The sequence below is a fragment of the Methylobacterium symbioticum genome (assembly GCF_902141845.1).
In the GTDB taxonomy this organism is placed as follows: Bacteria; Pseudomonadota; Alphaproteobacteria; order Rhizobiales; family Beijerinckiaceae; genus Methylobacterium; species Methylobacterium symbioticum.
The window spans coordinates 32915-58968 of record NZ_CABFPH010000002.1; the positions used below are offsets into that span (position 1 = coordinate 32915).

The following is a 26054-nucleotide window of genomic DNA, read 5'->3' on the forward strand; positions in this document are numbered from 1 at the left end:
CGTTGTCCTCGCAGGTCTGGAAGGGGGATCCGGTCAGGCCACCACGCCACGCGCGCGCAGCGCACCGATCCGCGCCGCGTCGAGGCCGATCTCGGCCAGGACCGCCTCCGTGTCGGCGCCGAGGCGCGGCGGCGTGCGGCGCACCGGCGGGCGGGCGCCGTCGAGGCGGTAGGGTGGGGCCAGGACCGGGGCAGGTCCGTCGTGGAGCATGCCGGCCTCGGCGGTGCGCGGCGAGCGCAGGGCCTCGTGCAGGCCCAGCACCTCGCCGCAGGGGATGCCGGCCGCCTGGAGATCGGCGATGAGCTGCGCCCGCGGGCGCCGCGCCAGCTCCGCCTCGATCACGGGTCCGAGCGTCTCGCGCAGGCGTGAGCGGCCGAGATTGGTCGCATAGTCCGGATTCTCGGCAAGCTCCGGCCGGCCGATCACCGCGCAGAAGCGGCGGTACTGCGCGTTGTTGCCGACCGTGATGACGAGGGGGCCGTCCGCCGCCTCGAACACGCCGTAGGGCACGATCGCCGGGTGGGCGTTGCCGACGCGGGCCGGATCCTGCCCGAGCGCCAGCGCGCCGAGCCCGACATAGGAGGTGAGGCTGAGCCCGGAATCGTAGAGCGCCATCTCGACATGGCGCCCCCGCCCCGTCCGCTCGCGGGCATAGAGCGCGGCGAGCACGGCCTGCGCGGCGTATTGCCCGGTGAAGAGGTCGACCGCGGCGACGCCGAACTTCAAGGGCGGGTCCTCGGCGCGGCCGTTCATGGCCATCAGGCCGGATTCGCCCTGCACCACGAGGTCGTAGCCCGGCCGCTCGGCTTCCGGACCGTCCCCGACATAGCCCGCCACCGAGCAGTAGATCAGCCGCGGGTTCTCGGCCGAGAGCCGCTCGTAGCCGAGGCCGAGCCGGTCGGCCCCGCCCCGCTTGAAGTTCTGGATCAGCACGTCGGCGCGGGCGGCGAGGTCGCGCGCGATGGCCGCGCCCTCCTCGCTCGCGAGGTCCAGGCCGAGCGAGCGCTTGTTGCGGTTCACGCTGTCGAAATAGGTGGTGCCGCCCGCCCCCGTCGGCACGCCCCAGTCCCGGGTGTCGTCGCCGCGCTCGGGATGCTCGACCTTGATCACCGCGGCGCCGAGATCGCCCAGGACCTGCGCGCACCACGGGCCCGCCAGGACCCGCGAGAGATCGAGCACGCGCACGCCCTCAAGCGGCAGGTCGGCACCGGCTTGCGCCGTCATCGCTTCCTCTCCTGACTCGTCCGTGACACGGCCGATACCGCATTTTCGAAAATACGGTACGGTCCGTTGACAGGCGTTTGCCCGAGCACATATCGAATTTTCGAAGCCGGAGATAGCGGCCCGTCCGAGGTCGCGCTCCGAGGCCGCAAGGGAGGCTGGCCGAGCGATGGATGCAGCGCGCGAACGTGCGGCGAGCCCGGAGTCGCGGCCGATCTGGCGGCAGCATTTCCCGGATTCCTGCCGCTGGGACGGCGAGATCGAGCGCGTCACCGTCCCGGATCTGCTGGCGCGTGGTCTCGCCCGAGCGCGGGGCCCCCTCTTCGACTTCCGCGGCCGGGCGATCGGCTTCCCCGAATTCGCTGCGCGGGTTGAGCGGCTTGCCGCCGGGTTGATCGCGGCGGGGTTCGTGCCCGGAACGGTCATCGGCCTGCACCTGCCGAACACGCCCTTCCACCCGGTCGCCTTCTTCGCTGCGGCCCGGGCCGGGCTGACCGTGGTGCATCTCTCGGGCCTCGACGCGCCGCGCGAGCTCGCTCACAAGCTCGCGACCACGCGGGCCCGGGCCCTCGTGACCACCAACCTGCCGGGCTTCCTGCCCGTCGCCCTCGGGCTCCTCGACGCAGGACAGGTCGAGCGCCTCTTTGTGGGCGACGATGCCGAATGGGGGCCCTCCGCCGTCGCCGCGCCGCTGCCGATCCCGGACAGGTCCGGCGTGATCCCGCTCGCCGCGCTCGAGGCGGATCCGCCGGAGGCGTGGCCGGAGCGCGCGCCCGGCGACGTGATGCTGCTGCAATTCACCGGCGGCACCACCGGCCTGCCGAAGGCCGCGATGCTGACCCATGCGAACCTGACGGCGGCGGCCTCGATGTACCGCCTCTGGTGCGACGACGGCGACGATGACGCGGTCTCGGCGCGGGTGATCTGCGTGCTGCCCCTGTTCCACATCTACGCTCTGACCACCGTGCTCCTGCGCTGCGTCCGGGCGGGCAACACCATCCTCCTGCGCCAGCGCTTCGATCCGGCCGAGATCGTGGAGGATATCGCGGTGCGCCGCGCCACCGCCTTCCCCGGCGTGCCGACCATGTGGATCGCGCTCCTCAACCGGCCGGGCATCGAGCAGGTCGATTTTTCTTCCCTGCGTTCCTGCATGAGCGGGGGCGCGCCCCTCGCCTTCGAGGTGATGAACCGGCTGACGCGGCTGATGGGCGTGCGCCTCTCGGTCGGATGGGGCATGACCGAGACGGCGCCGGCCGGCACGCGCCTGCCGAAGGGTGCGGAGCTGCGCCCCGGCGTGATCGGCATCCCGCTGCCGGGCGTGGCCATGCGGATCGTCTCCCTCGACGATCCCGGCCGCGCGCTCCCCACGGGCGAGACCGGCGAGATCGCCATCCGCGGGCCCAACGTCTTCGCCGGCTATTTCGAGAAGCCGGAGGAATCCCGGGCCGCCTTCCGCGACGGCTGGTTCCTGACGGGCGATCTCGGCCGGGTGGATGCGCGCGGCGTGTTCGAGATCGTCGACCGGCGCAAGAACATGATCATTTCCGGCGGCTTCAACGTCTATCCGGTGCAGATCGAGAGCGCGATCTACGAGCATCCGGACGTGGCCGAGGTCATCGTCATCGGCGTGCCCGACGCCTATCGGGGTCAGGCCGCCAAGGCCTTCGTCACCCTCAAGACGGGAGCCGAACCCTTCACGCTCGACTCCCTGCAGGACTTCCTCGGCAGCCGGATCGGCCGGCACGAGATTCCCCGCGCCCTCGAGTTCCGAGAGGCGCTGCCGCGCAGCCCGGCCGGCAAGCTGCTCGCCAGCGTGCTCGTCGCAGAGGAGGCGGCCAAGGAAGCGGTGAGGGAAGCCTCGGGGCACGCCGCGAGAACCGGACAGGACGCACCATGAACGAGGCCGTCATCGTCTCCACAGCCCGCACGCCGATCGGCCGGGCGTTCCGCGGCGCACTCAACCTCACCGGCGGCGCCGACCTCGGCGCGCACGCGATCCGGGCCGCAGTGGAGCGGGCGCGGCTCGACCCGGCCGAGATCGAGGAGGTCGTGCTCGGTTGCGGCTATCCGGAGAACGCCACCGGCGGCAACGTGGCCCGCCACGCGAGCCTCGTCGCGGGCCTGCCCGTGCAATCGGCCGGCGTCACCGTCTCGCGCTTCTGCGCCTCCGGCCTGGAGGCGATCGCCAGCGCGGCCCGCCGCGTGGTGCTCGACGGCGTCCCCGTGGCGGTTGCGGGCGGCCTCGAATCGATCAGCCTCGTGCAGCCCCGCGTGCAGCGCGAGCTGACCCGCAACGACTGGCTGACGCAGCACCTGCCCGCGATCTACATGCCGATGATCGAGACGGCCGACATCGTCGCCGAACGCTACGGCATCTCCCGGGAGGCACAGGACGTCTTCGCCCTCTCCAGCCAGCAGCGCACGGCCGCGGCGCAGGAGGCGGGGCGCTTCGACGACGAGATCGTGCCGATCACGGCCATGATGGCGGTGACCGACAAGGCGACCGGCGAGACGCGCAATGTGGAGACGCGGCTCGCCAAGGACGAGGGCAACCGGCCCGATACCACCCTGGAGGGGCTGGCGAAGCTGACGCCGGTGCGCGGCGAGAGCGCCTTCATCACCGCGGGCAATGCGAGCCAGCTCTCGGACGGAGCCTCGGCCTGCGTGGTGATGTCGGCCGCGGAGGCCGCGCGTCGGAGCCTTGCCCCCCTCGGCACCGTCCGCGGCTTCGCCTCGGCCGGCTGCGGCCCGGACGAGATGGGCATCGGCCCGGTCTTCGCCGTGCCGCGCCTCCTGGAGCGGCACGGCCTCACGGTCTCGGACATCGACCTGTGGGAGCTGAACGAGGCCTTCGCCTCCCAGTCGATCTATTGCCGCGACCGGCTCGGGATCGATCCCGACCGGGTCAACGTCAACGGCGGCGCGATCAGCCTCGGCCACCCCTTCGGCATGTCGGGCGCCCGCCTCGTCGGCCATGCCCTGATCGAGGGCCGCCGCCGCGGGGCGCGCTACGCCGTCGTCACCATGTGCGTCGCCGGCGGGCAGGGCTGCGCCGGCCTCTTCGAGATCGGAGCCTGAGCATGGACCTGCGCTTCACACCCGAGGAGGTCGCCTTCCGCGACGCGGTGCGCAGCTTCTGCCGCAGCGAGATTCCGGCCGAGATCCGCCGCAAGGTCTCGGAGGGGCGCGGCCTCACCAAGGACGACATCGTCGCCTCCCAGCGCATCCTCAATGCGAAGGGATGGGCCGTGCCGCACTGGCCCCGCGCATGGGGCGGCCAGGATTGGACCCCGATCCAGCGCTACATCTACACGGAGGAATTGCTGCAGGCCGCCGTGCCGCTGCCGCAGCAATTCAACTGCTACATGTTCGGCCCCGTGCTCGCGACCTTCGGCAGCGAGGTCCAGAAGGAACGCTTCCTGCGTCGCGCCGCCAATCTCGACGATTGGTGGTGCCAGGGCTTCTCCGAGCCCGGCGCCGGCTCGGACCTCGCCTCGCTCAAGACCCGGGCCGTGCGCGACGGCGACCACTACGTGGTGGACGGCCAGAAGACCTGGACCACGCTCGGCCAGCACGCCGACTGGATCTTCTGCCTCGTGCGCACCGACCCGGAGGCCAAGAAGCAGCGCGGCATCTCCTTCCTGCTCATCGACATGACGAGCCCCGGCATCACCGTGCGGCCGATCCTGACGCTCGAGGGCCGGCACGAGGTCAACGAGGTGTTCTTCGATTCCGTGCGCGTGCCCGTCGAGAACCTGGTCGGCGAGGAGAACCGGGGCTGGGACTACGCCAAGTTCCTGCTCGCCAACGAGCGCACCGGCATCGCCCGGATCGGCCTGACCAAGGAGCGCATCACCCGCATCAAGCGGCTCGCGAAGGAGATGCCCGCGGGCGACGGCACCATGTGGGACGATCCCGCTTTCCGCACCCGCGTCGCCGAGGTCGAGATCGAGCTGAAGGCGCTGGAGATCACGCAGATGCGTGTGGCGGCGCGGCAGGGCCGCGCGGATTCGGTTCAGCCCGACCCCGCCTCCTCCCTCCTCAAGATCCGCGGCTCGCAGCTGCAGCAGGCGGCGACCGAGCTGCTCGTCGAGCTTGCGGGACCCTTCGCCCTGGCCGCGCCCGAGCGCGGCGCCGGGGCCAACGATCCGCCCGGCGGCTTCGACTGGGTCGATGCGGCCGCGCCGAGCTACTTCAACAACCGCAAGGTCTCGATCTACGGCGGCTCGAACGAGATCCAGCACAACGTCATCGCCAAAGGCGTGCTGGGGTTGTGACGCACCCAACCCTCCCCCCTCTGCGGGGGAGGGTGCCTCGCGGATGCGAGGCGGGAGAGGGGAGCGACGCTGCAAGCGCGTGCTCGGCATCGACGCGGGGCCTGTGCCGGAAGTCGGGTTCCCCTCTCCCGACCCCCTTTGGGGGCCACCCTCCCCCGCAGCGGGGGGAGGGAGAGCGCGCCCTTCCCCTGACGATGCGTGAACCTGGTCGCGTCACGGGAGAGCGAGAACCGGATCAAATGGGGCACGTAAAATCCATGGATTTCGATTTCAGCGAGGAGCAGGGCCTGCTGCGCGACAGCGTCACGCGCGCCCTCGCCGATGCCTACCCGTCCCTGGAGAGGCGGCAGGCGCGGATTGCCGCCTCTCTGGGCTTCCCGGAGGAGGGCTGGCGCAGCCTCGCCGAACTCGGCCTGCTCGGGCTGCCCTTCGCCGAGGATGATGGCGGCTTCGGCGGCGGCCCGGTCGAGACCATGATCGTGATGGAGGCGATCGGCCGGACGCTCGCGGTTGAGCCTTACCTGGCGAGTGCCGTCCTCGGCGGCACGGCTCTCCGCCTCGGCGCCGACGCGACGCAGCGCGCGCGCTTCCTCCCCGGCGTGATCGACGGATCCCTGCGGCTGACCCTGGCCCAGACCGAGCGGCAATCGCGCTACGATCTCCACGACGTCGCCACCACCGCGCGGCGCGACGGCGACGGCTACCTGCTCGACGGCCAGAAATGCGTCGTCCTGAACGCCGACGCCGCCGGCCTCCTCGTGGTCAGCGCCCGCAGTGCCGGCGAGCGGCGCGACCCGCACGGCATCGGCCTGTTCCTGGTGCCCGCCGATGCCGCCGGCCTCTCGATCCAGCCCTACCCCACCCAGGACGGCGGCCGCGCGGCCGAGGTGAGCCTGTCGGGGGTCCGCATCGGTGCGGATGCGGTGCTCGGCGATCCGCAGAACGGCCTGCCGCTCCTCGCCCGCACGGTCGAGCACGGCATCGCGGCGCTCGCTGCCGAGGCGGTCGGCTCGATGGAGGCGCTGCACGCCTTGACCGTCGAATACCTGAAGACCCGCAAGCAGTTCGGCGTGCCGGTCGGCAGCTTTCAGGCCCTCCAGCACCGGGCCGTCGACATGATGATCGCTCTGGAGCAGGCCCGTTCCATGGCCCTCTACGCCGCCATGATGGTCGAGGCCCCGGACGCGGCCGAGCGCGCCGCCGCGCTCGCCGCCGTGAAGGTCCAAGTCAACAAGGCCTGTCGCCTGGTGGGCCAGGAGGCGGTGCAGCTCCATGGCGGCATCGGCATGACCCTCGAATATATCGGCGCCCATCACTTCAAGCGCCTCGCGATGATCGAGTACCAGTTCGGCGACACGCCCCACCATTTGCGTCGAGTGGCCGAGGACGGCGGCCTGATCGCGGCCTGAGCGGCGAAAACAGATTCCGGCTTCGCGATTCCGATCGGCACTTCGCTGTTGCGTTGCGGCAATTGACGGAGCAGCCTTGTCCCGGCAGGCCTTCCGCGATACTTTGCATTGCAAAGCGCGTCGCGCCGGGGGTGGGGTTCATGCACGAGCTCGACAGAGCGTTGGCCGACATCGTCGCGATCCGCAGCCAGATCGCGCGCGACACCACCTTCCGCGGCCTCGGCGCCGCGACGGTGGCGGCCACGGGCCTCGTCGCCCTGGTGGTCGCCTGCGGCCAGGCCCTGCTGCTCGGCGATCTGAAGGCTCGGCCGCTCCTGTTCTTCTCTCTCTGGATCGGCGCGGCCCTCCTGGCCTTCGCTCTGGTCGGCGTCGAGGCGGTGCGTCGCTCGCGCCGCCTGCATTCGGGGCTCGCCGGCGCGATGATCGGGAACGCCATCGAGGTGTTCCTGCCCACCGCCGGCGTGGGCGCCTGCCTCGGCCTCGTGGTGGCCCGCTTCGCGCCTGAGGCGCTGTGGATGCTGCCCGGCCTCTGGCAGGTGCTGATGGGGCTTGGCCTGTTCGCCGCCTCCCGCATCCTGCCCCGCCGGGTCCAGATGGTGGCGGCCTGGTACTTGCTCGCGGGCCTCGCCGGGCTGGCGCTCGCCAGCGCGACGCACGGCCTGTCGCCTTGGCTGATGGGCGTGCCCTTCATGGTCGGCCAGGGCTGGCTCGCCCTCATCCTTCACCGTGCGGGAGCCTGCGATGCCGATCTCTGAGCGCGAGCACGGTCGCTTCTCCTATGAGGGACTCGACCGGGTGATCCACGAGAAGGCGCGCCTCAGCGTGCTAACCTCCCTCGTCGCCCATCCGAAAGGCCTGCCGTTCCCCGACCTGAAGCGCCTGTGCAACCTGACGGACGGCAACCTCAGCCGCCACCTCGCCGTACTGCAGGAGGCCGACCTCGTCAGCCTGGAGAAGGCCCAATCCCAGAAGCGGCCGCAGACCGTCTGCCGGCTGACGCCGGCCGGGCGCAGCCGCTTCCTCGACTATCTCGCCGTTCTTGAGCAGGTGGTGCGCGACACCGCCAAAGCTGCCGAACGCGCGCCCGATTTCTCGACCAAGACAGCCTGACGCCCGTGCGGCGCATTACCTCGGCCAGCCGACCGATCGGAGACTTTACGATGCAAAGCCCGACCGCCGCGAGATCCGGTCTGCACGCGGCGATCATCATGGACGGCAATGGGCATTGGGCCACGCAGCGCGGCCTTCCGCGCATCGCCGGGCATCGGCGCGGCGTTGAGGCGATCCGCGTCACGGCCGAGGCCTGCCCCGATCTCGGCATCGGCACGCTGACGCTCTACGCCTTCTCCGCCGACAATTGGCAGCGGCCGGCCGACGAGGTCGGCGGCCTGATGCGCCTGCTGCGCACCTATCTCCGCAACGAGACCGCCCGGCTCGCCCGCACCGGGACGCGGCTCAGCGTGATCGGCCGCCGCGACCGCCTGCCCGACGGCATCGCCCAGGCGATCCAGGCGGCGGAGGCCGCGACCGCAGCGGGCGAGCGCCTGCATCTGCGCATCGCGGTCGATTACTCGGCCCGCGACGCGATCATCGCAGCCGCCGCGCGGTTGCAGGATCCGGAGATCGGACGGGCCGGGTTCGGCCAGATGGTGGCGGGCGAGATGCACGGCTCGCCAGTCGATGTGGACCTCCTGATCCGCACCGGCGGCGAGAAGCGGCTCTCGGACTTCCTGCTCTGGGAGGCGGCCTATGCCGAGCTTCACTTCACCGAGCGGATGTGGCCCGAATTCGGCGAGGGCGACCTCGCCGAGGCGGTGGCCGAGTTCCGCCGCCGGGACCGCCGGTTCGGCGGGCTGACCAACCCGAAGGTGCCGGCCGCCGCCTGAAGGGGGATCCCGGACCGCGATCCCGGTGGGATCGGCCCTGACGACCAAGTCCTGACGACTGGACAGCGCCGGCACCCGGCGCCAGATCCCGCGGGCATTCCAGTGCGTGCCACGCGAGATCATCGATGACCGACGCCCCCTCCCCGCCCGCCCTCGATGCCGAGACGCTCGCCTTCGCCGGCCGCATCTTCCAGTTCGCCCGGATGGGCCATGCGGAGGAGCTCGCCGAGCTGTTCGGCCGGGGGCTTCCCGCCAATATCCGCAACGACAAGGGCGACAGCCTCCTGATGCTCGCCGCCTATAACGGCCAGCCCGACGCGGTGCGGGTGATCCTGGGCGCCGGGGGCGATCCCGAGCTCGCCAACGATCGCGGCCAGACGCCGCTCGCCGGAGCTGCCTTCAAGGGCGAGGTCGAGATCGTCCGGATGCTGCTCGACCACGGCGCCGCCGTGGACGGCAGCGGCGAGGGCGGCCGCACCGCCCTGATGGTCGCGGCGATGTTCGACCGCACCGAGATCGTCGAGCTGCTGCTTGCGCGCGGCGCCGATCCGGACCGCCGCGACGCCGGCGGCAAGACCGCCGCGGAGATGGCGCAGGCGATGGGCGCGCAGGCCACACCCGGCCTTCTGGCCCAGGCGCCGCGCCGGCAGCCCTGAGGCGGCGATCCGGGACCAAGACGAACAATCGGGAGGACACCATGGCGGCGAGATCCACCGCGCTCGGCCGGGCGCTGTCGCTGGCCTGTCTGCTCGGCCTGTCCGTGTCCGGTCCCGGCTGCGCCGCCGACGCGGATTGGCCGGCCTTCGGGCACGATGCCAGCAACGCGAACTTCTCGGGGCTCAGCCTGATCGACCGCGGGAACGTGGCGCGGCTGCGCCCCGCCTGGCTGTTCCAGACCGGGGTGACCGGCTACTTCCAGGCGCAGCCGATCATGGTCGACGGCACGCTCTACGTCTCGACCACCGGCAACAACGTCGCGGCGCTCGACGCGCGCACGGGCCGCGTGGTCTGGACCTACACGCACAAGGCGCGGACGGAGAAGATCTTCGGGCCACCCTCGAATCGCGGTCTCGCCGTGTCGGACGGCCTCGTCTTTCAGGCGACCATGGACGGGCGCGTGATCGCCCTCGACGCGAAGACCGGCGCGGTCGCCTGGGACCACGAGGCTGTGCGCCCGGAGGAGGGTGAGACCGAGACGGCGTCCGGGCTCGCGCAGACGCTCGGCGGCAAGCCGGTCCAGGGGTCGAGCCGGCTGGGCTTCAAGATGCCGCCGCTGGTGGCGGGTGGCCTCGTCATCGTCGGTGTCACCGGGGCGGGCTACGGCCTGCATGTGGAGGACGAGCGCGGCGGCCTCGACGGCGGCTCCGTCGTCGGCATCGAGGGCGGCTACGGACGGCGCGGCTGGCTCGCGGCCTACGACGCGAAGACCGGCGCCGAGCGCTGGCGCTGGTACGTCACCAAGGCCGATGGCTGGGAAGGCGATTTCGTCACCGCGACCGCCGACGGCGTGCCGCTCCATCGCGACATCGCCGCCGAGAAGGCGGCCGCCCCGGCCAACCGCGACGCCTGGCGCGTGGGCGGCGGCTCGCTCTGGATGACGCCGGCCTACGACCCGGATCTCGGCCTGATCTATCTCGGCACCGGCAACCCGGCGCCGCAGAATTTCGGCCTCTCGCGGCCGGGCGACAACCTCTACACGATGAGCCTCGTCGCCCTCGACCTGCGCACCGGGCAGCTGCGCTGGCACTATCAGCAGGTGCCGCACGAGGAATGGGGCTACGACGTGGCGAGCCCGCCCGTGCTCCTCGATCACCGCACGGCCGATGGCCGCACGGTGAAGGCGGTCGCCTCGGCGAGCAAGACGGGCTGGGTCTACGTGCACGACCGAGCGACCGGCGCCCTGCTCGCGCGCTCCGAGCCGCTGATCACCCACAAGAACCTGTACCAGCCGCCGAGCCCGGAGGGCACGGTGGTGAGCCCGGGACCGCTCGGGGCGGTCTCCTGGCCGCCGACCGCCTACGATGCGGCCCGCGGCCTCGCCTTTATCCAGGTCCGGCACGGGGCCGCGACCTACACGGTGAAATCGGTTCCCGGCGCTCCCGGCCGTCCCGAGATCCGCTACACAGAGACCAGCGAGGCCAAGGGCGAGCCGAGCTTCAGCACGCTGACCGCCGTGGACCTCGCCCGGACCGGCCGCATCGCCTGGTCGGCGCGCGCGGGCAGCCGCCTGTCGGGCGGGACGCTCGCCACGGCGGGCGGCCTGGTCTTCTCCGGCGAGGAGGACGGCCATCTCGACGCCCATGATGCCGAGACCGGCAAGATCCTCTGGCGCTTCCAGTGCGGAGCGGGCATCAGCGGCCCGGCGATCACCTATGCCCTCGACGGGCGGCAATATGTGGCGGTCGCCGCGGGCGGCGCGTCCTTCACCAAGGCGTCCGGCTTCGGCACGGGAGATGCTCTCGTGGTGTTCGCGCTGCCTGATTAGAGCATTTTCCGCGGACGTGGTCGCCGGTTCCGCGAAAGAAAACGCGGCAGGATCAGATAGATAGAGCGTTTTCCGTGATCCAGGGATCATGGAAGATGCTCTCGGCACGGACAATCCGGGGGATCGATGAGCGCAGAGACGATGCTGGCCGAGGCCGTTCAGCCGCAGGATCGCGGGGCTCCGGTCATCCGGACCATCGCGATGCCGTCCGACACCAATCCGGCCGGCGACATCTTCGGCGGCTGGCTGATGGCGCAGATGGATCTGGCGGCGGGCAACGTCGCCGCGCGCCGCGCGCGCGGGCGCTGTGCCACGATCTCGGTGGAGGCGATGACCTTCCACCACCCCGTCTTCGTCGGCGACGAGGTCAGCATCTACGCGCAGATCCTGAAGGTCGGGCGCACCTCGATCCGCATCCACGTCGAAGTCTGGCGGCGCGAGCGCGAGAGCGAGACGACGCGCAAGGTGACGGAGGGGATCTTCACCTTCGTGGCGATCGGGCCGGACCGCCGGCCACGGGTGGTGCCGGCGATGTGAGCGGATAAGGCGCACCCTCGCCCCTCTGCCGGAGAGGGAGATCGTTCGGGATCGCGCGGGGCCCTCCGTTCCTTGGGTCCTTACCGCACTCCGACGGTCACCTGCTGCCTGTTGAGGGCTTGGCCCTTCAGGAAGGCCGCCATCTCGGCGAGCACCGGCGCCTTGGAGCGGAAGGTGACGGAGAGAGCGAGCAGCGGGTCGCTGTGGTCGAGGCGCGGATAGATCCGCTCCTGCACCGGCACATGCGCCGCGCGCAGCTTCGCGGCGAGGCTCTGGGTGTTGCGCGGGCGCACGACTGTGTCGGCCTCGCCGGTCGCCAGGAAGGCCGGCGGCGCGTTCGGGCCGGCGAAGGTCACGGGCTGGGTCGCGGCCGGGTCGGGCGCTCCCCCGAAGACGCGGATCGAGGTCTCGGTGTCGAAGGGCGCGAAATCGTAGGGGCCGGAGAGGCCGGCCACCGCGCGGATCACCCGCGGATCGACGCCGGCTGCGCGCAGATAGCTCGGGTCGAGGCCGAGCATCACCGCGTTGTAGGCGCCGGCCGAATGGCCGGCGAGGACGATCCGGCGGGGATCGCCGCCATAGGCCGCGATGTTGTCGCGCACCCAGGCCACCGCCTGGGCCCCATCCTCCAGGAAGCCCGGGAACGGGCTCTCGGGAAACAGCCGGTAATCCGGCACCACGGTCACGAAACCCTGCGCCGCGAGCGCCTGGCCCACGAAGGCGTAGTCGTCCTTGGTGCCGCTCTGCCAGGAACCGCCATAGAAGAAGATCAGCACGGGAGCCCGGTCGGACGCCCCCACCGGCACGTAGACGTCGAGGCGGCGCCGGTCGCCCTCACCGAAGGGCTCGTCGCGCAGAGCCTGCCGGCCGCCAGGATCGCGCGGCCCGATGGCGTCGAACAGCGACAGCGGCGACCCGGCCGCGATCCCGAAGGCCGCGAGAACGAGGCAGACCAGACTGGCGAGTGCGGTGAGAACGCGTGTCATGCTGTGCCCGATTGCCCCTTTGCCCCAAGGAAGCCCGTCCTCCGGGCGGATTCATGACGCGAAAGCGGCCGAACCCAGCGGCCGATCAAAGAATGCGTGCGCTCACGGGGAAACCGACGCGCGGCGGCCAATGGCGGGCGGATGCGGCGGCAACTCTAGGTCTTCAGGACGATGCAGGCGCCGCCGGCGCCGCGGATCCGCCCGCACACCGCATCGGCCGCCTGCCGGCTCTCGGCCGGGATGCGCACCCGGTAGAATGCCCGCGTGCCCCGGTTGCGCAGGCGCGTCCCGATGATCATCGGGCGGACCTCGCCGATCGCCTTGGCATAGGCGGTGCGCGCCCTCTGGAAGCTCGCCAGGGCGAGCGACTTCGAGAAATTGCCGGCGAGCTGGATGCCCCAGGGCGCCGCCGGCCCCTCGTTCGGCCCGATGGCGAAGCGGTCGCCGCGGGACGGGATGCGCAGGGCCGCGGTGGTCTGCAGGCAGGTCTGGTGCGTCTCGGCCGGGATCTCGGCCTTCGCCTGCTTGGCATCCTTGGCTTCGGCGTCCTTCTTGATCTCCGCGTCCTTCTTGGGCTCGCCGCCCTCGGGAAACTCGATCGTGCCCCGCTGCCCGCCGCGCCAATCCTCGGCGGGGCTGCCGGTGATCCAGAGCACGTAGGCGCGGGTCTCGGCCGGGAGGCCGCCGCTGCCCGCGAGCCAGTTCGTCACGCGTTGTGCGCCGCCATTATAGGCCGCCGCGGCGAGGCCGAGATTGCCGAATTGCCGCTTGAGGTCGGCGAGGAGATGCGCGGCGTGCGGGATCGCCTGCTCGGGATCGAAGGGATCGAGCAGCCCACGCTCCCGGGCGGTGCCCGGCATGAACTGCGCCACGCCCTGCGCGCCGGCCGGGCTGACCACGCCCACGCGAAAGCTGCTCTCGCGCCAGATCAGGCGGGTCAGGAAGGGAACGGGCAGGCCGCGCGTCTTGGCCGAGCCCTCGATGAGGCGGCAGAGCGCCTGCTCGACGGTCTCGGTCGCCCCTTCGGAGGGCGCGGCCTGCGCGACACCGGCGGCGAGGAGCGCGCCGAGCGCGGCGAGGATCCGGAACAGGAAAGCGGTCACGGCCCGGGTTCTAGTGTTCCGGGCGGCGCGATCAATCCGCGCTCTCCGCATCGGCCCACCTGGCCGGCGCGCTGCCGAGCGTCCGGGCGGGACGCGCGAAGCGCATCGGCAGCGCGCCGACGACGAGCGGGGAGCGCAGCCGCCGCGCCGGGCCCCAGGCGGTCGCTTCCGTCGCGGCGTCGAGATCCGCCTCGGTCTCGGGCGCCAGAGGCGGTTCCGGACCCTGGGGCCCGGCATCGGTCAGGAGCTTGGCGGTGCGTGCCAGCGACAGCCTCGCGGTGAGCGCGCTGCCCTCCGCCTCCCGGCGGTGCAACCCGCGCAGTGCCGTCGCGGCAAGGATGTAGCCGGTGGCGTGGTCCAGGGCCTGCACCGGCAGCGGCACCGGCCTGTCGGCGCCGCGCCCCGCCTGCCCCGCCTCGGCGATGCCGGCGCTCATCTGAACGAGGCTGTCGAAGCCGCGGCGCCCGGCCCAGGGGCCGGTCCAGCCATAGGCATCGAGCCGCACATCGATCAGGCCCGGCGCCAGCGCCCGCCGCGCGGCCTCGCCGTAGCCGAGGTGTTCCAGCGCGCCGGGCCGGTAGCCATGCAGCAGGATATCGGCACCCGCCAAAAGCGCCTCGAACCGCGCGCGCTCCTCGGCGTCACGGAGATCGAGCCGAGCGCAGGCCTTGCCGGCGGTGATGTCGGGCACCAGAGCGGGCTCGTCCCAGCCCGGCGGATCGATCCGCAGCACGGCGGCCCCGTAGCCCGCGAGAAACCGCGTCGCGACCGGACCGGCCAGCCCCCGGGTCAGGTCGAGCACGCGCAAGCCGTTGAGCGGGCGCTCCCGGGTCGGGCGCCACCGCGTCCGGCCGGACGCCGCCTCGCCGATCGCGGCGACCAGCGGCTCGGCCGCGACCGCCACGCCCTGCGGGTGCGCCAGCCACGCCGCAAGGCTGCGCATCTCGGCGGCACAGCCTCCCTCGGCGAGCACCGCCGCTTCGAGATCGGCCTTGGTCCAGCGCGCCACCGCCGCCGCCATCCCGGCCCGGTCGGATTGCGTGCCGAGCACCCGCTCGGCCGCCGCGCGGTGATGGGGCGCGTTGGTGTGCAGGCGGATCCAGCCGTCGCGGGTCTCGTAATCGCCCGCGATCGGGTCCCAGGGCGCGGGGACGGTCCATCCGATGGGCCGAACCGAAGACGCGAACCAGAACGCGGCGAGGCGCCGATCCACCGTGACGGAGGCCGGCGCAGCCCTCCTCAGCGCTGCCAGCTCGGCGAGAGCGAGGCCGGCTGCGGCGACCGAGCCGGCAGCGAGATCGGTGACCGCGAACAGGGCCGGCAGCGCCCCCTCCCCGGTGAAGGCTGCCCGCTCGAGCGCGGCGGCGGGAGCGCCGAGAGCCGCCCAGATGATGCGGAGACAGTCGCATGCCGCCATGACAAGCCCCGTTCGCCGTGGCACCGCGCCCGCGCTATAACCGGCCGACGATCCGCCGCCCGAACCCGCGTGTGATGCCCGAGCCGCTGCTTTCCGTCGAGAATCTCTCCGTCACGTTTCCGGGCGCAGGCACGCGCGCCGTCGACGGCGTCAGCTTCACCATCGAGCCGGGCGAGACCGTGGCGCTCGTCGGGGAATCCGGCTCCGGCAAGTCGGTCACCGCCCTGTCGATCCTGCGGCTGGTGGACGGCGCCGCGACGCTCGGCGGCGCGATCCGCTTCAAGGGCCGCGACCTCGTTCCCCTGCCGGAGCGCGCGATGCGCGCGGTGCGCGGCGCCGACATCACCATGGTGTTCCAGGAGCCGATGACCTCGCTCAACCCGCTCCACACCATCGAGCGGCAGATCGGCGAGGTGCTGGCCATCCATCGCGGCCTCACCGGGCGCAAGGCGCGGGCGCGCATCCTCGAACTGCTCGAACTCGTCGGCCTTCGCGATGCCGGCCGGCGCATGGGCGCCTACCCGCACGAGCTTTCCGGCGGCCAGCGCCAGCGGGTGATGATCGCCATGGCGCTCGCCTGCGAGCCGGACCTGCTGGTGGCCGACGAGCCGACCACCGCCCTCGACGTGACGGTGCAGGCCCAGATCCTCTCCCTTCTGGCCGACCTGCAGAAGCGGCTCGGCATGGCGATGCTGTTCATCACGCACGATCTCGGCATCGTGCAGCGCATCGCCTCGCGGGTCTGCGTGATGCTCGCCGGCAAGATCGTGGAGGCGGGAACGGCCGCCGACGTGTTCGGCGCGCCGCAGCACGAGTATACGCGCCGCCTCATCGCCTCCGAGCCCAAGGGGCGCGCCAACCCGGTGCCGGCCGATGCGCCGACCCTTCTGGAAGCCGGTCCGCTCAAGGTCTGGTTTCCGATCCGCTCCGGCATCCTGCGCCGCGCGGCCGGGCACGTGAAGGCGGTGGATGGCGTGTCGCTGCGCGTGCGCGCCGGCGAGACGGTGGGCGTCGTCGGCGAATCGGGCTCGGGCAAGACCACGCTCGGACTGGCGCTCCTGCGCCTGATCCCCTCCGATGGGCCGATCGTCTTTCTGGGGCAGGCCATCGACGGGCTCGGTATCGGCGCCATGCGCCCGCTCCGGCGGGACATGCAGGTGGTCTTCCAGGACCCCTACGGCTCGCTCTCGCCCCGCATGGCGGTGGCCGACATCGTCGCCGAAGGGCTGATCGTGCAGGGCCAGGTCCGCTCGGGATCGGAGCGCCGCGCCATCGTCGCCAAGGCATTGCACGATGTCGGGCTCGACCCGGCGGTGATGGACCGCTACCCGCACGAATTCTCCGGCGGCCAGCGCCAGCGCATCGCCATCGCCCGGGCGATGGTGCTGCAGCCCCGCTTCGTCGTCCTCGACGAGCCGACCTCCGCCCTCGATCGCTCGGTTCAGGCGCAGATCGTGGGCCTGCTGCGCGACCTGCAGCGGGAGCGCGGCCTCGCCTACCTGTTCATCAGCCACGACCTGAAGGTGGTGCGCGCGCTGGCCAACCACGTCCTCGTCATGCAGCACGGCCAGGTGGTGGAGTCGGGGCCGGCCGAGCGGATCTTCGCCGCGCCCGAGACGGAGTATACCCGCACCCTGTTCTCGGCCGCCTTCGACCTGCGCAGCGACACCGTCGCCGATCTCGAGCCGGCCTGAACCGATGGCGCGCGCCTTCCTCATCGTCCTCGATTCCGTCGGCATCGGCGGCGCGCCGGACGGTGCCGCCTATGGCGATGCCGGGGCCGACACCCTCGGGCATATCGCCGAGGCCTGTGCCGCCGGTCATGGCGATCGCCCTGGTCTGCGGGCCGGCCCCCTGCGCCTGCCGAACCTCGCCGGCCTCGGAATCGGGCTCGCCGCGGCCGGCGCGACCGGCCGCGTTCCGCCGGGGCTCGAACCCGCGAATGCGGTTCAGGGCGCCTATGGCCACGCCGTCGAGACGGCGGCCGGCAAGGACACGCCCTCCGGTCACTGGGAGATCGCCGGCCTGCCGATGCGCGAACCCTGGGGCCACTTCCCGGACACGGTGCCCGCCTTCCCCGAGGCGCTGACGCGTGACCTCGTGGCGCGGGGCGGCATTCCGGGCCTTCTCGGCGATTGCCACGCCTCGGGCATCCCGGTGATCGAGCGGTTCGGCCCCGAGCACATGCGGACGGGCCGGCCGATCTGCTACACCTCCGCCGACAGCGTCTTCCAGATCGCGGCGCACGAGGAGACCTTCGGCCTGGAGCGGCTCTACGCCCTCTGCCGCGTGGCGCGCGATCTCTGCGACGGCTACCGCGTCGGCCGCGTGATCGCCCGGCCCTTCCTCGGCGAGGCCGGGACCGGGTTCCGCCGCACCGGCAACCGCAAGGACTTCTCGGTGGCGCCGCCCGGCGAGACCCTGCTCGATCTCGCGGCCGGCCGCGCGGTCGTCAGCGTCGGCAAGATCGGCGACATCTTCGCCCACCGCGCCACGGGCACCGAGATCAAGCCCGCCGGCAACGCCGCCTGCCTCGACGCCGCGCTCGACGCCTTCCGGGCCCTGCCGGACGGCGGGCTCGTCTTCCTGAACCTCGTAGATTTCGACACGGAGCACGGCCATCGCCGCGACGTTCCGGGCTATGCCGCGGAGCTCGAGGCCTTCGACGCGCGCCTGCCGGAGATCCGCGCCGCGCTGGGGCCGGGCGACCTCTGCGTGATCACGGCCGACCACGGCAACGATCCGACCTGGACCGGCACCGAGCACACCCGCGAGCAGGTCCCGGTCCTGGCCTTCGGGCCCGATGTGCAGGCCGGATCGATCGGCCGGCGCGCGAGCTTCGCCGATATCGGCGCGACGGTGGCGCGCCATCTCGGCCTGCCGAAGCTGGCGCACGGCATTTCCTGGTGGTGAGGACAGCGATGCGGGACGACGAGGACAGGCCGCGCACGGTGACGGCCCACGAGATCGGCCAGCGGCTCGACGCCCTGTCGGTCGAGGATCTCGCCGCGCGCATCGTCCTGCTGCGCCAGGAGATCGAGCGTCTGGAGGAGGCGCGCCAGGCCAAGGTCGCGGCGCTCGGCGCGGCGGACGCCTTCTTCAAGCGCTGAGGGCGGTCCTCACAACGTCTTGTCGAGCAGGCCCTCGATCCATTCGGGCTGCGTCTCACCCACCGAGCGGCCGGTCTCGGTCTGGCCCTTGAAGGCGATCAGCGTGCTCTGCATCCGCGCGTCGAATCGGCGCAGCAGATCCTTCTGGCTGTCGAAATCGATGCCGTAGATCACGAGGTCCTGGAAGCGCGGCTCGGCCGAGAGGCGCGCCAGGATCGGCTTCTGCGCGCGGCAGATCGGGCACCAGGGCGCCGAGACCACCACCAGGATGCCTCGCCCCGCCTTCTGGGCCGCCTCGAACGCGTCCGCCGAGAAGGGTTCCGGCTCGCCGGCTCGCGCGGGACCGCCGAGCAGGGCTGCGGGTGCGGCGAGCGCGACGACGAGGGTGACGACGTGGGCGACGACGTGGCGGCGGGTGATCATGGCGGCGCTCTCGGCGGTTCCTCCGGGCAGATCGTGCGGCCTGCCTCGACGCTCCGATGTTCGCCGCACGCGCGCCCGCGGTTACGGTCCTCCGGCGTGCGGCTCAGGATCGCGGCTCGGCGCGGAGCGCGCGCTCCTCCTCGGCCAGCCCCGCCAGGTCGGCCGGCGTGACCGCATCCATGGTGCGGCGGATGCGCAGGGCCCGCGTCGGCTCTCCGAGCCGCATCACGAGGACGATGGTCTCGAGGTCCGGGCAGCCCGGATCCGGGCAGGCGATCTCGTTGACGGTCAGGGAATCCACGGGATCGAGGCCGAGCGCCGCCGCGATGTCGCGCTTGAGCGTCGCCGCCAACGCTGCCTGCTCCGCCGAGCGGGCCCGCCACGCTTTCAGACTGACGAAGGCCATCGAATCTCTCGCCACCGATCCCCGAGGGCGTCGATGTAACTATGTTACAGAGCCGACGCCATGCCCGTCCCGCCGCGCCTGCCGGCATCAGCATTCGCACGCATTGGACGGTTTCTGCCAGTCGCATCAGAGTCTGTTAATCAGGCGATGGTCCGGGAGAGTCCGACAGGATCTCCCGGCCCTTCAGGAGCGGTCATTGCGACACTGGCACGAAGGACCGGGTGACCGGCGCAACTACCATCACGGGAACCTCAAGGAGGCCCTGATCGAGGCCGCACGGCGCTTCATCGCGGAGCGCGGCATCGGCGGCTTCACCCTCGTGGACGCCGCGCGCCTCGTGGGCGTGACCCCGGCCGCCCTGTACCGGCATTTCCGCGGCCGGGAGGCGCTCCTTGAGGAACTCGCCAGCCGCGGCTTCGCCGAACTCGCCGAGCGCCTCGCCCGCGCCCTGACCTCCCGGGGCACGGCGCTGGAACGCTTCACCCGCATGGGCGAGGCCTATCTCGCCTTCGCCGAGGAGGAGCCGGCCTATTACGCGGCGATCTTCGAGACGCGGGGCCTTCATGTCGAGGTCGCGGCGAATGGTCGGCCGAGTCCGTTCGACCTGCTGGTCGAAGCCCTGCAATCCACCTTTCCCGAAGGGTTCGGCGGCGTCGCGCCCCGCTTCATCGCCCTGGAGGTCTGGGCCCTGTCGCACGGCCTCGCGACGCTGGGGGCCGCCGGCCACCTTCCGAAGGGCCCCGGCATCCCTGACAAGTACGAGCTCCTGCGGGCGGGCGTGCTCGCCCTGGTCCACGGCGCGAGCGGCCGTCCGATTTCGTGAGCCGGGGTCTTGAAAGGCCGGATCCGCCCCCGCATGTTAACGGCGTTCACATGACAGGCGGAGCGCACTCGTGAGCACATCGTCCAACCCATGGGCTGCCGGCAAGGTCTGCCAGTCCGGCCCATTCCCGCGGCGTTCGATCGAGATCGGCGCCATCGTCCTGGCCTTCGTCTACTGGTGGCCGATCGGTCTCGCGCTGATCGCCTGGAAGGTGGCCGGCTACCCGGCCCTGTCCGAGTTGCGCGGCTTCGCGGAGCGCGCCCGCTCGGGTCGTGCGCCCTCGCGCTTCGCCCAGGCCTTCGAGGCGGCCAACCGCCGCTCGACCGGCAACTGGGCCTTCGAGGAGTATCGCCGGAACGAGATCGACCGTCTCGAGGCTCAGCGACGCGCCCTCGAGGAGGAGAGCCGCGCCTTCGCGGCCTTCGTGGATGAACTGAAGCGCGCCAAGGACCGCGAGCAGTTCGACGCCTTCATGGCGAAGCGTCGCGCCGATGGCGGCAACGGCGCCACGGGCGTCTGACCGCCGGGCCGTTCCGGCCGCAGCTTGCGTTCCGGGCTCCCCGCTTTCGGGCGGGGAGCCCTTTTTCATGCGCGTTTGCCGCGCGGCGCCGTTGCGCACCGGCCTCGCCTTCGGCACACCATCTGCCGGTCGGTGCGCGGGAGGTGGCATGGCAGCTTCGGTGACAGTGGTGGACCATCCCCTGGTGCAGCACAAGCTGACCCTGATGCGCGACAAGGCGCGCTCGACCCAGGGCTTCCGCCGGCTGCTCAATGAGATCGGCATGCTGCTGGCCTACGAGGTCACCCGTGACCTGCCGCTCGAGCCCGTGACCATCGAGACGCCGCTCGAGCCGATGGAGGGGCGGCAGATCCAGGGCAAGAAGCTCGTGTTGGCTCCGATCCTGCGGGCGGGCGTCGGCTTCCTCGACGGCATGCTCTCGCTGCTGCCCTCGGCCCGTGTCGCCCATGTCGGCCTCTACCGCGATCCCGAGACGCTGGAGGCAGTGGAATACTATTTCAAGGCACCCTCGGATCTCGCCGACCGCACGGTTCTGGTGCTCGACCCGATGCTCGCGACCGCGAACTCGGCGGTGGCTGCCCTGCAGCGCCTGAAGGAGCGCGGCGCGCACGATCTCCGCTTCGTCTGCCTGCTCGCGGCCCCCGAGGGCATCGCCCGCCTGCAGGCCGCGCATCCGGACGTGCCGATCTGGACGGCGAGCATCGACAGCCATCTTAACGACCACGGCTACATCGTGCCGGGCCTCGGCGATGCGGGCGACCGCATGTACGGCACGCGCTGACCCGACGGGCTTTTGCCCTGCTGCCGAACGAGACAGACGAGGAGACGCCCATGCCCGCGACCCTGCCCGAGACCATGCGCCAGCTCCGCTACGCCGGTGCGGGCGGCCCGGAGGTGATCGCCCTGGAGACCGCGCCCGTACCGCAGCCGGGGCCGGGCCAGGTCCTGATCGAGGTGGTGGCCGCCGGCATCAACCGGCCGGATCTGATGCAGCGGCAGGGCAAGTATCCGCCGCCGAAGGGCGCGACGGACATTCCCGGCCTGGAGGTCGGCGGCCGCATCGTCGCGCTCGGCGACGGCGTGTCGGGCCACGCGCTCGGCGACGAGGTCTGCGCCCTGGTGATCAGCGGCGGCTACGCCGAATACGCCGTCGCCGAGGCCGGCCATTGCCTGCCACGTCCGAAGCCGCTCTCGCTCGCCGAGGCCGGCGGCATCCCGGAGACCTTCTTCACCGTCTATTCGAACGTCATCCAGCGCGGCCGGCTCGCCTCCGGCGAGAGCTTCCTCGTCCATGGCGGATCGAGCGGCATCGGCTCCACCGCGATCCAGATCGCCAAGGCGCAAGGAGCGCAGGTCTTCGCCACGGCCGGCTCGGCGGAGAAGTGCCGCTTCTGCGAGGATCTCGGCGCGGATGCCGCGATCAATTACCGCGAGGCCGACTTCGCCGAGGAGATCCAGCGCCTGACCGCAGGCAAGGGGGTGGACGTGATCCTCGACATGATCGGGGCCAGCTACCTCCAGAAAAATCTCGGCTCGCTGGCCGTCGAGGGGCGCCTCGTGATGATCGCGCTCATGGGCGGCTACAAGGTCGATGGGCTCAACATCACGCCCGTGATGCTGAAGCGTCTGACCTTCACCGGATCGACGCTGCGCCCGCGCCCGAAGGCGGACAAGGCGGCGATCGCCGAAGGCTTGGCCCGCGACATCTGGCCCAAGCTCGACGCGGGCTCGATCAAGCCTGTGATCCACGCGACCTTCCCCTTCGAGGAGGCGCGGGAAGCGCATGAATTGATGGAATCGAGCGCCCATCTCGGCAAGATCCTGCTGTTGACGGGCCGCTAGAGCACGCGCCGATTGGATTGCCCCGCAATCCAATCGGATCACGCGTTCTCTATCACTGGGTTAGAGACGGATTCACCGCTCAGGTTAAAGCAACCTGATCGGATCCGGCTCGAGCGCTCGACCTCGGCAGGAACCCGCCCGAGCGGCGACGCGTTGGCCGGCCATGACGTTCCACATGCGCCGGCAGCCCGCTGTCGCCTCCGGCGTCACCGACGAGGGTTCTTCATGGTCGAGAAGTTGAACAACGAGGAAGCGCGCCAGGGTGAGCGCGGGAAGCCGGTCCTGTGGGTGTTGCTCGCGAGCCTGGCACTACTGGTGGTGGCGACCATCGGTCTGCTGACCTGGAACGGTGCGAACGCGCCGAAGGACTATGCCAGCCAGAGCCAGGATGCCGCCCGCCAGGAAGTGACCGGCTCGGTCAGCGGTCAGTCGAACGCGCCGTCCTCGGCGAACTCCGGCGGGACGCCGGCCGCAAACCCGGCTTATCCCGCGAAGTCCCAGCCGAGCGCCAATCCGAACCAGCCGAAGTAATCGGCGGCTCGGACGTTTGCCGCAAACGAAACGGCCGGAGGTTCATCGCCTCCGGCCGTTTCGATTCGATGAGGGAACGGTCAGCGGGTCGGAATCGGGGTCGGCCCGCGATAATCGTAGAAGCCGCGCTTGGTCTTCCGGCCGAGCCAGCCGGCCTCGACGTACTTCACCAGCAGCGGGCATGGGCGATATTTCGAATCCGCCAATCCGTCATAGAGCACCTGCATGACCGAGAGGCAGGTATCGAGCCCGATGAAATCGGCAAGCTGCAGCGGACCCATCGGATGGTTTGCGCCGAGGCGCATGGCGGTGTCGATCGATTCGACCGATCCGACGCCCTCGTAGAGCGTGTAGATCGCCTCGTTGATCATCGGCAGCAGGATCCGATTGACGATGAAGGCGGGGAAGTCCTCCGACATCGTCGAGATCTTGCCGAGCTTGGCGATGAAGGCCTTCGAGGCCTCGTATGTCGCGTCCTCGGTGGCGATCCCGCGGATCAGCTCCACGAGCTGCATCACCGGCACCGGGTTCATGAAATGGATGCCGATGAACCGCTCCGGCCGATCGGTGGCCGCGGCCAGCCGCGTGATCGAGATCGACGAGGTGTTGGTGGCGACCAGCGTTTCGGGCCGCAGCCCGCTGCACAGGCTCGTGAAGATCTCGCGCTTCGTCGCCTCGTTCTCGGTGGCCGCCTCGATGATCAGGTCGCAATCGCCGAGATCGGCGAAGGTCCGGGCCGGGACGATGCGCTTGCGGGCCTCGCGGCTCGCCGTCTCGTCCATCGTGCCCTTGGACACGAGCTTGGCGAGGCTCGCATCGATGACGTCGAGGCCCGCCTCGATGCGCGCCGCCTCACGGTCGTTCAGATGGACGTCCAGGCCGGCGGCCGCGCAGACCTGCGCGATCCCGCTGCCCATCTGTCCGGCGCCGATGATGCCGACACGAGTGATGTCGATAGCCATGTCTCGATCCGAGCCCCATCGTCGGCCGCCGGTCCGGCGGCCGACCTGTCCAGTGCGGCCGCACGGCAGAGGACGGCCGGCCGTTCGCAGCGCATTCAAAACCTTCTAGCCCGCGTTTGCGGACCGAAGAACCCCCCTCCGCGCCCCTCGGCAGCGTCTTCCTGCCCGCGCGTCGCTTAGCCCTTGGCCTTGGCGATCTCGCCCTGCAGCTCCGGCACGATCTGGAACAGATCGCCGACGAGGCCGTAATCCGCCACCTGGAAGATCGGCGCGTCCTCGTCCTTGTTGATCGCGACGATCACCTTGGAATCCTTCATGCCGGCCAGATGCTGGATCGCGCCGGAGATGCCGACCGCCACGTAGAGATCGGGCGCCACCACCTTGCCGGTCTGGCCGACCTGCCAGTCGTTCGGGGCGTAGCCCGCATCGACCGCCGCGCGCGAGGCGCCGACCGCGGCGCCGAGCGTGTCGGCGAGCGGTTCGATCAGCTCCTTGAACTTCTCGGCCGAGCCGAGCGAGCGGCCGCCGGAGACGATGAACTTGGCCGAGGCCAGTTCCGGACGGTCGGACTTGGCGATCTCCTCGCCCTTGAAGGTCGAGCCGCCGGCCTGGGGCGCCGCCGCCGACACTGCCTCGACTGAGGCCGAGCCGCCCTCGCCGGCCGGCTTGAAGGCGGCGGTCCGCACGGTGATCACCGTCTTCGGGCCCGGCGCCTGGACCGTCTGGATGGCGTTGCCGGCATAGATCGGCCGCTCGAAGGTGTCGGGCGAGACCACCTTGATGATGTCCGAGACCTGGGCCACGTCGAGCAGGGCGGCGGCGCGCGGCAGCACATTCTTGCCCGTGGTGGTGGCCGCCGCCACGATCGCCGCGTAGGGCTCCGCGATCGCCGCGATCAGCGCGCCCACCGGCTCGGCGAGGTCGTGGTCGTAGACCGCATCCTCTGCGTTCAGCACCTTCTCGACGCCCTCGAGCTTGGCGGCGGCCTCGGCGGCGGCCTTCGAGCCGGAGCCCACGACCAGGGCGTGGACCGGGGCACCCAGTTCCTTGGCGGCGGTGAGCGCCTTCAGCGAGGCGTCCTTCACCTGCCCGTTGGCGTGCTCGACGTAGAGAAGCGTTGTCATGGCGGGATCCTGTATGCGGCGCGGCGCCTCAAGGCTGCCTGCGAGCCGGGAAGGGACAATCTCGAGGCGGCCCCGGGGGCCGCCTCGTCGGCCGCGTCAGAGAACGCCGGCCTCGACCTTCAGCTTCTGGACGAGCTCGGCGGGCGAGCCGACCTTGATGCCGGCCGAGCGTCCCGGCGGCTCGGCGGTCTTCAGGACCTTCAGCTTCGGGGTGACGTCGACGCCGAGTGCGTCGGGCGCCAGCTCCTCCAGCGGCTTCTTCTTGGCCTTCATGATGTTGGGCAGCGACGCGTAGCGCGGCTCGTTGAGGCGCAGATCCGTGGTGACGATCGCCGGGAGCTGCAGACCCACCGTCTGCAGGCCGCCATCGACCTCGCGGGTGACGTCGAGGCTGCCCTCGCCCACCTCGAGCTTGAAGGCGAAGGTGCCCTGCGGCCAGCCGAGCAGCGCGCCGAGCATCTGGCCGGTCTGGTTGGAATCGTCGTCGATGGCCTGCTTGCCGAGGATGACGAGCTGCGGGCTCTCCTTCTCGACGACCGCCTTGAGCAGCTTGGCCACCGCCAGCGGCTCGCAACTCACGTCGGTCTTGACCAGGATGGCGCGGTCGGCGCCCATGGCCAGCGCGGTGCGGAGCGTCTCCTGCGCCTGCTGCGGGCCGATCGAGACGGCCACGATCTCGGTGACCTTGCCCTTCTCCTTGAGGCGGATCGCCTCCTCGACGGCGATCTCGTCGAAGGGGTTCATCGACATCTTGACGTTGGCGAGCTCCACGCCCGAACCATCGGCCTTGACGCGGATCTTCACGTTGTAGTCGACAACCCGCTTCACGGGCACCAGGACCTTCATGGGGCCTCTTTCCTCCGCACGGACTCTTCTCGAAGGCGCAACGCCAGGCGCGCGTCATCCGCACGGACGCGCGCCCGCTCTCACAGGGCGCGGACCGTAACGGCCACATTTCCGCCTTGTCAACGCACCGGAACCCGCCGCCTTTC

The 26054-nt window shown here is 71.1% G+C and carries 27 protein-coding genes; 18 read left to right on the forward strand and 9 right to left on the reverse strand.

Features of this window, described 5'->3' with window-relative positions; all coding sequences use genetic code 11:
• Window positions 1-33 precede the first annotated feature (33 nt).
• Window positions 34-1224: a CaiB/BaiF CoA transferase family protein gene (locus tag MET9862_RS01020; RefSeq protein WP_142581253.1), complete on the reverse strand. Its 1191-nt coding sequence runs from the start codon at window positions 1222-1224 to the stop codon at window positions 34-36.
• 166 nt (window positions 1225-1390) lie between these two features.
• Between MET9862_RS01020 and MET9862_RS01025 the strand changes: the two genes are divergently transcribed.
• The 10 genes from MET9862_RS01025 (at window position 1391) to MET9862_RS01075 (ending at window position 11815) form a co-directional block, all read left to right on the forward strand.
• Window positions 1391-3118, forward strand: coding sequence for an AMP-binding protein (locus MET9862_RS01025; RefSeq protein WP_142581254.1), 1728 nt, complete (start codon window positions 1391-1393; stop codon window positions 3116-3118).
• Window positions 3115-4299 (forward strand): acetyl-CoA C-acyltransferase, encoded by a 1185-nt coding sequence (locus tag MET9862_RS01030; RefSeq protein ID WP_142581255.1) that lies wholly within the window; start codon window positions 3115-3117, stop codon window positions 4297-4299. The genes MET9862_RS01025 and MET9862_RS01030 overlap by 4 nt, the downstream gene beginning before the upstream one ends.
• Window positions 4300-4301: 2 nt before the next feature.
• Window positions 4302-5498 (forward strand): acyl-CoA dehydrogenase family protein, encoded by a 1197-nt coding sequence (locus MET9862_RS01035; protein ID WP_142581256.1) that lies wholly within the window; start codon window positions 4302-4304, stop codon window positions 5496-5498.
• A 257-nt stretch (window positions 5499-5755) separates the two neighbouring features.
• Window positions 5756-6907 (forward strand): acyl-CoA dehydrogenase family protein, encoded by a 1152-nt coding sequence (locus MET9862_RS01045; RefSeq protein ID WP_142581258.1) that lies wholly within the window; start codon window positions 5756-5758, stop codon window positions 6905-6907.
• 140 nt (window positions 6908-7047) lie between these two features.
• Window positions 7048-7662: a hypothetical protein gene (locus tag MET9862_RS01050; RefSeq protein ID WP_142581259.1), complete on the forward strand. Its 615-nt coding sequence runs from the start codon at window positions 7048-7050 to the stop codon at window positions 7660-7662.
• Window positions 7649-8017 (forward strand): transcriptional regulator, encoded by a 369-nt coding sequence (locus MET9862_RS01055; protein WP_142581260.1) that lies wholly within the window; start codon window positions 7649-7651, stop codon window positions 8015-8017. The genes MET9862_RS01050 and MET9862_RS01055 overlap by 14 nt, the downstream gene beginning before the upstream one ends.
• Window positions 8018-8067: 50 nt before the next feature.
• Complete coding sequence (locus MET9862_RS01060) at window positions 8068-8793, forward strand: di-trans,poly-cis-decaprenylcistransferase (RefSeq protein WP_142581261.1); 726 nt, start codon at window positions 8068-8070, stop codon at window positions 8791-8793.
• 125 nt (window positions 8794-8918) lie between these two features.
• Window positions 8919-9449 carry an ankyrin repeat domain-containing protein gene (locus MET9862_RS01065; protein WP_142581262.1) on the forward strand — a complete coding sequence of 177 codons (531 nt, stop codon included), beginning with the start codon at window positions 8919-8921 and terminating at the stop codon, window positions 9447-9449.
• A gap of 41 nt (window positions 9450-9490) precedes the next feature.
• On the forward strand, window positions 9491-11278 hold the full coding sequence (locus MET9862_RS01070; RefSeq protein WP_142581263.1) for a pyrroloquinoline quinone-dependent dehydrogenase: 1788 nt from the start codon (window positions 9491-9493) through the stop codon (window positions 11276-11278).
• 126 nt (window positions 11279-11404) lie between these two features.
• A complete protein-coding gene (locus MET9862_RS01075) occupies window positions 11405-11815 on the forward strand; it encodes an acyl-CoA thioesterase (protein WP_142581264.1) in 411 nt (136 codons plus the stop codon).
• An 80-nt stretch (window positions 11816-11895) separates the two neighbouring features.
• Here the strand turns inward: MET9862_RS01075 and MET9862_RS01080 are convergent, their stop codons facing one another.
• The 3 genes from MET9862_RS01080 to MET9862_RS01090 form a co-directional block, all read right to left on the reverse strand.
• A complete protein-coding gene (locus tag MET9862_RS01080) occupies window positions 11896-12801 on the reverse strand; it encodes an alpha/beta hydrolase (protein ID WP_142581265.1) in 906 nt (301 codons plus the stop codon).
• A gap of 155 nt (window positions 12802-12956) precedes the next feature.
• A complete protein-coding gene (locus MET9862_RS01085) occupies window positions 12957-13955 on the reverse strand; it encodes a lytic transglycosylase domain-containing protein (protein WP_185156709.1) in 999 nt (332 codons plus the stop codon).
• Window positions 13936-15321 (reverse strand): CoA transferase, encoded by a 1386-nt coding sequence (locus MET9862_RS01090; protein WP_142581266.1) that lies wholly within the window; start codon window positions 15319-15321, stop codon window positions 13936-13938. The genes MET9862_RS01085 and MET9862_RS01090 overlap by 20 nt, the downstream gene beginning before the upstream one ends.
• Before the next feature lie 74 nt (window positions 15322-15395).
• Here MET9862_RS01090 and MET9862_RS01095 point away from each other — a divergent pair, with 74 nt between their 5' ends.
• The 3 genes from MET9862_RS01095 to MET9862_RS01105 are packed head-to-tail and all read left to right on the forward strand — an operon-like array spanning window position 15396 to window position 18431.
• On the forward strand, window positions 15396-17015 hold the full coding sequence (locus tag MET9862_RS01095; RefSeq protein WP_142581267.1) for an ABC transporter ATP-binding protein: 1620 nt from the start codon (window positions 15396-15398) through the stop codon (window positions 17013-17015).
• Between the two features lie 4 nt (window positions 17016-17019).
• Window positions 17020-18234 carry a phosphopentomutase gene (locus MET9862_RS01100; protein ID WP_142581268.1) on the forward strand — a complete coding sequence of 405 codons (1215 nt, stop codon included), beginning with the start codon at window positions 17020-17022 and terminating at the stop codon, window positions 18232-18234.
• A gap of 8 nt (window positions 18235-18242) precedes the next feature.
• Window positions 18243-18431 carry a DUF1192 domain-containing protein gene (locus MET9862_RS01105; RefSeq protein ID WP_142581269.1) on the forward strand — a complete coding sequence of 63 codons (189 nt, stop codon included), beginning with the start codon at window positions 18243-18245 and terminating at the stop codon, window positions 18429-18431.
• A 9-nt stretch (window positions 18432-18440) separates the two neighbouring features.
• Here MET9862_RS01105 and MET9862_RS01110 read toward each other — a convergent pair whose 3' ends face one another.
• Both MET9862_RS01110 and MET9862_RS01115 read right to left on the reverse strand, forming a co-directional pair.
• Window positions 18441-18854, reverse strand: a complete 414-nt coding sequence (locus MET9862_RS01110) for a thioredoxin family protein (RefSeq protein ID WP_142581270.1) — start codon at window positions 18852-18854, stop codon at window positions 18441-18443.
• Between the two features lie 103 nt (window positions 18855-18957).
• A complete protein-coding gene (locus MET9862_RS01115) occupies window positions 18958-19260 on the reverse strand; it encodes a hypothetical protein (RefSeq protein ID WP_142581271.1) in 303 nt (100 codons plus the stop codon).
• Between the two features lie 196 nt (window positions 19261-19456).
• On the opposite strand from MET9862_RS01115, the gene MET9862_RS01120 reads away from it, so the two are divergent.
• The 5 genes from MET9862_RS01120 to MET9862_RS01140 all read left to right on the forward strand — a co-directional run bounded on the left by MET9862_RS01120 (window position 19457) and on the right by MET9862_RS01140 (window position 22976).
• Window positions 19457-20083 carry a TetR/AcrR family transcriptional regulator gene (locus MET9862_RS01120; protein ID WP_142581272.1) on the forward strand — a complete coding sequence of 209 codons (627 nt, stop codon included), beginning with the start codon at window positions 19457-19459 and terminating at the stop codon, window positions 20081-20083.
• Between the two features lie 70 nt (window positions 20084-20153).
• Window positions 20154-20603 carry a DUF2852 domain-containing protein gene (locus tag MET9862_RS01125; RefSeq protein ID WP_142581273.1) on the forward strand — a complete coding sequence of 150 codons (450 nt, stop codon included), beginning with the start codon at window positions 20154-20156 and terminating at the stop codon, window positions 20601-20603.
• A gap of 148 nt (window positions 20604-20751) precedes the next feature.
• The gene (gene upp, locus MET9862_RS01130) at window positions 20752-21384 is read left to right on the forward strand and encodes a uracil phosphoribosyltransferase (protein ID WP_142581274.1); all 633 of its coding nucleotides are present in this window, start codon (window positions 20752-20754) and stop codon (window positions 21382-21384) included.
• A 50-nt stretch (window positions 21385-21434) separates the two neighbouring features.
• Window positions 21435-22445, forward strand: a complete 1011-nt coding sequence (locus tag MET9862_RS01135; protein WP_142581275.1) for an NAD(P)H-quinone oxidoreductase — start codon at window positions 21435-21437, stop codon at window positions 22443-22445.
• Between the two features lie 225 nt (window positions 22446-22670).
• Window positions 22671-22976, forward strand: a complete 306-nt coding sequence (locus MET9862_RS01140; RefSeq protein WP_142581276.1) for a hypothetical protein — start codon at window positions 22671-22673, stop codon at window positions 22974-22976.
• 80 nt (window positions 22977-23056) lie between these two features.
• Here MET9862_RS01140 and MET9862_RS01145 read toward each other — a convergent pair whose 3' ends face one another.
• The 3 genes from MET9862_RS01145 to MET9862_RS01155 form a co-directional block, all read right to left on the reverse strand.
• Window positions 23057-23938 carry a 3-hydroxybutyryl-CoA dehydrogenase gene (locus tag MET9862_RS01145; RefSeq protein ID WP_142581277.1) on the reverse strand — a complete coding sequence of 294 codons (882 nt, stop codon included), beginning with the start codon at window positions 23936-23938 and terminating at the stop codon, window positions 23057-23059.
• Window positions 23939-24114: 176 nt separating this feature from the next.
• Complete coding sequence (locus MET9862_RS01150) at window positions 24115-25062, reverse strand: electron transfer flavoprotein subunit alpha/FixB family protein (RefSeq protein ID WP_142581278.1); 948 nt, start codon at window positions 25060-25062, stop codon at window positions 24115-24117.
• Window positions 25063-25158: 96 nt separating this feature from the next.
• The gene (locus tag MET9862_RS01155) at window positions 25159-25908 is read right to left on the reverse strand and encodes an electron transfer flavoprotein subunit beta/FixA family protein (RefSeq protein ID WP_142581279.1); all 750 of its coding nucleotides are present in this window, start codon (window positions 25906-25908) and stop codon (window positions 25159-25161) included.
• Window positions 25909-26054: the final 146 nt, after the last annotated feature.

What these genes read in the sequence shown, in the direction of transcription:
- MET9862_RS01020 (WP_142581253.1), bottom strand. Translation starts at nt 1,224, where the DNA reads ATGACGGCGCAAGCCGGTGCCGACCTGCCGCTTGAGGGCGTGCGCGTG.
- MET9862_RS01025 (WP_142581254.1), top strand. Translation starts at nt 1,391, where the DNA reads ATGGATGCAGCGCGCGAACGTGCGGCGAGCCCGGAGTCGCGGCCGATC.
- MET9862_RS01030 (WP_142581255.1), top strand. Translation starts at nt 3,115, where the DNA reads ATGAACGAGGCCGTCATCGTCTCCACAGCCCGCACGCCGATCGGCCGG.
- MET9862_RS01035 (WP_142581256.1), top strand. Translation starts at nt 4,302, where the DNA reads ATGGACCTGCGCTTCACACCCGAGGAGGTCGCCTTCCGCGACGCGGTG.
- MET9862_RS01045 (WP_142581258.1), top strand. Translation starts at nt 5,756, where the DNA reads ATGGATTTCGATTTCAGCGAGGAGCAGGGCCTGCTGCGCGACAGCGTC.
- MET9862_RS01050 (WP_142581259.1), top strand. Translation starts at nt 7,048, where the DNA reads ATGCACGAGCTCGACAGAGCGTTGGCCGACATCGTCGCGATCCGCAGC.
- MET9862_RS01055 (WP_142581260.1), top strand. Translation starts at nt 7,649, where the DNA reads ATGCCGATCTCTGAGCGCGAGCACGGTCGCTTCTCCTATGAGGGACTC.
- MET9862_RS01060 (WP_142581261.1), top strand. Translation starts at nt 8,068, where the DNA reads ATGCAAAGCCCGACCGCCGCGAGATCCGGTCTGCACGCGGCGATCATC.
- MET9862_RS01065 (WP_142581262.1), top strand. Translation starts at nt 8,919, where the DNA reads ATGACCGACGCCCCCTCCCCGCCCGCCCTCGATGCCGAGACGCTCGCC.
- MET9862_RS01070 (WP_142581263.1), top strand. Translation starts at nt 9,491, where the DNA reads ATGGCGGCGAGATCCACCGCGCTCGGCCGGGCGCTGTCGCTGGCCTGT.
- MET9862_RS01075 (WP_142581264.1), top strand. Translation starts at nt 11,405, where the DNA reads ATGAGCGCAGAGACGATGCTGGCCGAGGCCGTTCAGCCGCAGGATCGC.
- MET9862_RS01080 (WP_142581265.1), bottom strand. Translation starts at nt 12,801, where the DNA reads ATGACACGCGTTCTCACCGCACTCGCCAGTCTGGTCTGCCTCGTTCTC.
- MET9862_RS01085 (WP_185156709.1), bottom strand. Translation starts at nt 13,955, where the DNA reads ATGCGGAGAGCGCGGATTGATCGCGCCGCCCGGAACACTAGAACCCGG.
- MET9862_RS01090 (WP_142581266.1), bottom strand. Translation starts at nt 15,321, where the DNA reads ATGGCGGCATGCGACTGTCTCCGCATCATCTGGGCGGCTCTCGGCGCT.
- MET9862_RS01095 (WP_142581267.1), top strand. Translation starts at nt 15,396, where the DNA reads ATGCCCGAGCCGCTGCTTTCCGTCGAGAATCTCTCCGTCACGTTTCCG.
- MET9862_RS01100 (WP_142581268.1), top strand. Translation starts at nt 17,020, where the DNA reads ATGGCGCGCGCCTTCCTCATCGTCCTCGATTCCGTCGGCATCGGCGGC.
- MET9862_RS01105 (WP_142581269.1), top strand. Translation starts at nt 18,243, where the DNA reads ATGCGGGACGACGAGGACAGGCCGCGCACGGTGACGGCCCACGAGATC.
- MET9862_RS01110 (WP_142581270.1), bottom strand. Translation starts at nt 18,854, where the DNA reads ATGATCACCCGCCGCCACGTCGTCGCCCACGTCGTCACCCTCGTCGTC.
- MET9862_RS01115 (WP_142581271.1), bottom strand. Translation starts at nt 19,260, where the DNA reads ATGGCCTTCGTCAGTCTGAAAGCGTGGCGGGCCCGCTCGGCGGAGCAG.
- upp (WP_142581274.1), top strand. Translation starts at nt 20,752, where the DNA reads ATGGCAGCTTCGGTGACAGTGGTGGACCATCCCCTGGTGCAGCACAAG.
- MET9862_RS01135 (WP_142581275.1), top strand. Translation starts at nt 21,435, where the DNA reads ATGCCCGCGACCCTGCCCGAGACCATGCGCCAGCTCCGCTACGCCGGT.
- MET9862_RS01140 (WP_142581276.1), top strand. Translation starts at nt 22,671, where the DNA reads ATGGTCGAGAAGTTGAACAACGAGGAAGCGCGCCAGGGTGAGCGCGGG.
- MET9862_RS01145 (WP_142581277.1), bottom strand. Translation starts at nt 23,938, where the DNA reads ATGGCTATCGACATCACTCGTGTCGGCATCATCGGCGCCGGACAGATG.
- MET9862_RS01150 (WP_142581278.1), bottom strand. Translation starts at nt 25,062, where the DNA reads ATGACAACGCTTCTCTACGTCGAGCACGCCAACGGGCAGGTGAAGGAC.
- MET9862_RS01155 (WP_142581279.1), bottom strand. Translation starts at nt 25,908, where the DNA reads ATGAAGGTCCTGGTGCCCGTGAAGCGGGTTGTCGACTACAACGTGAAG.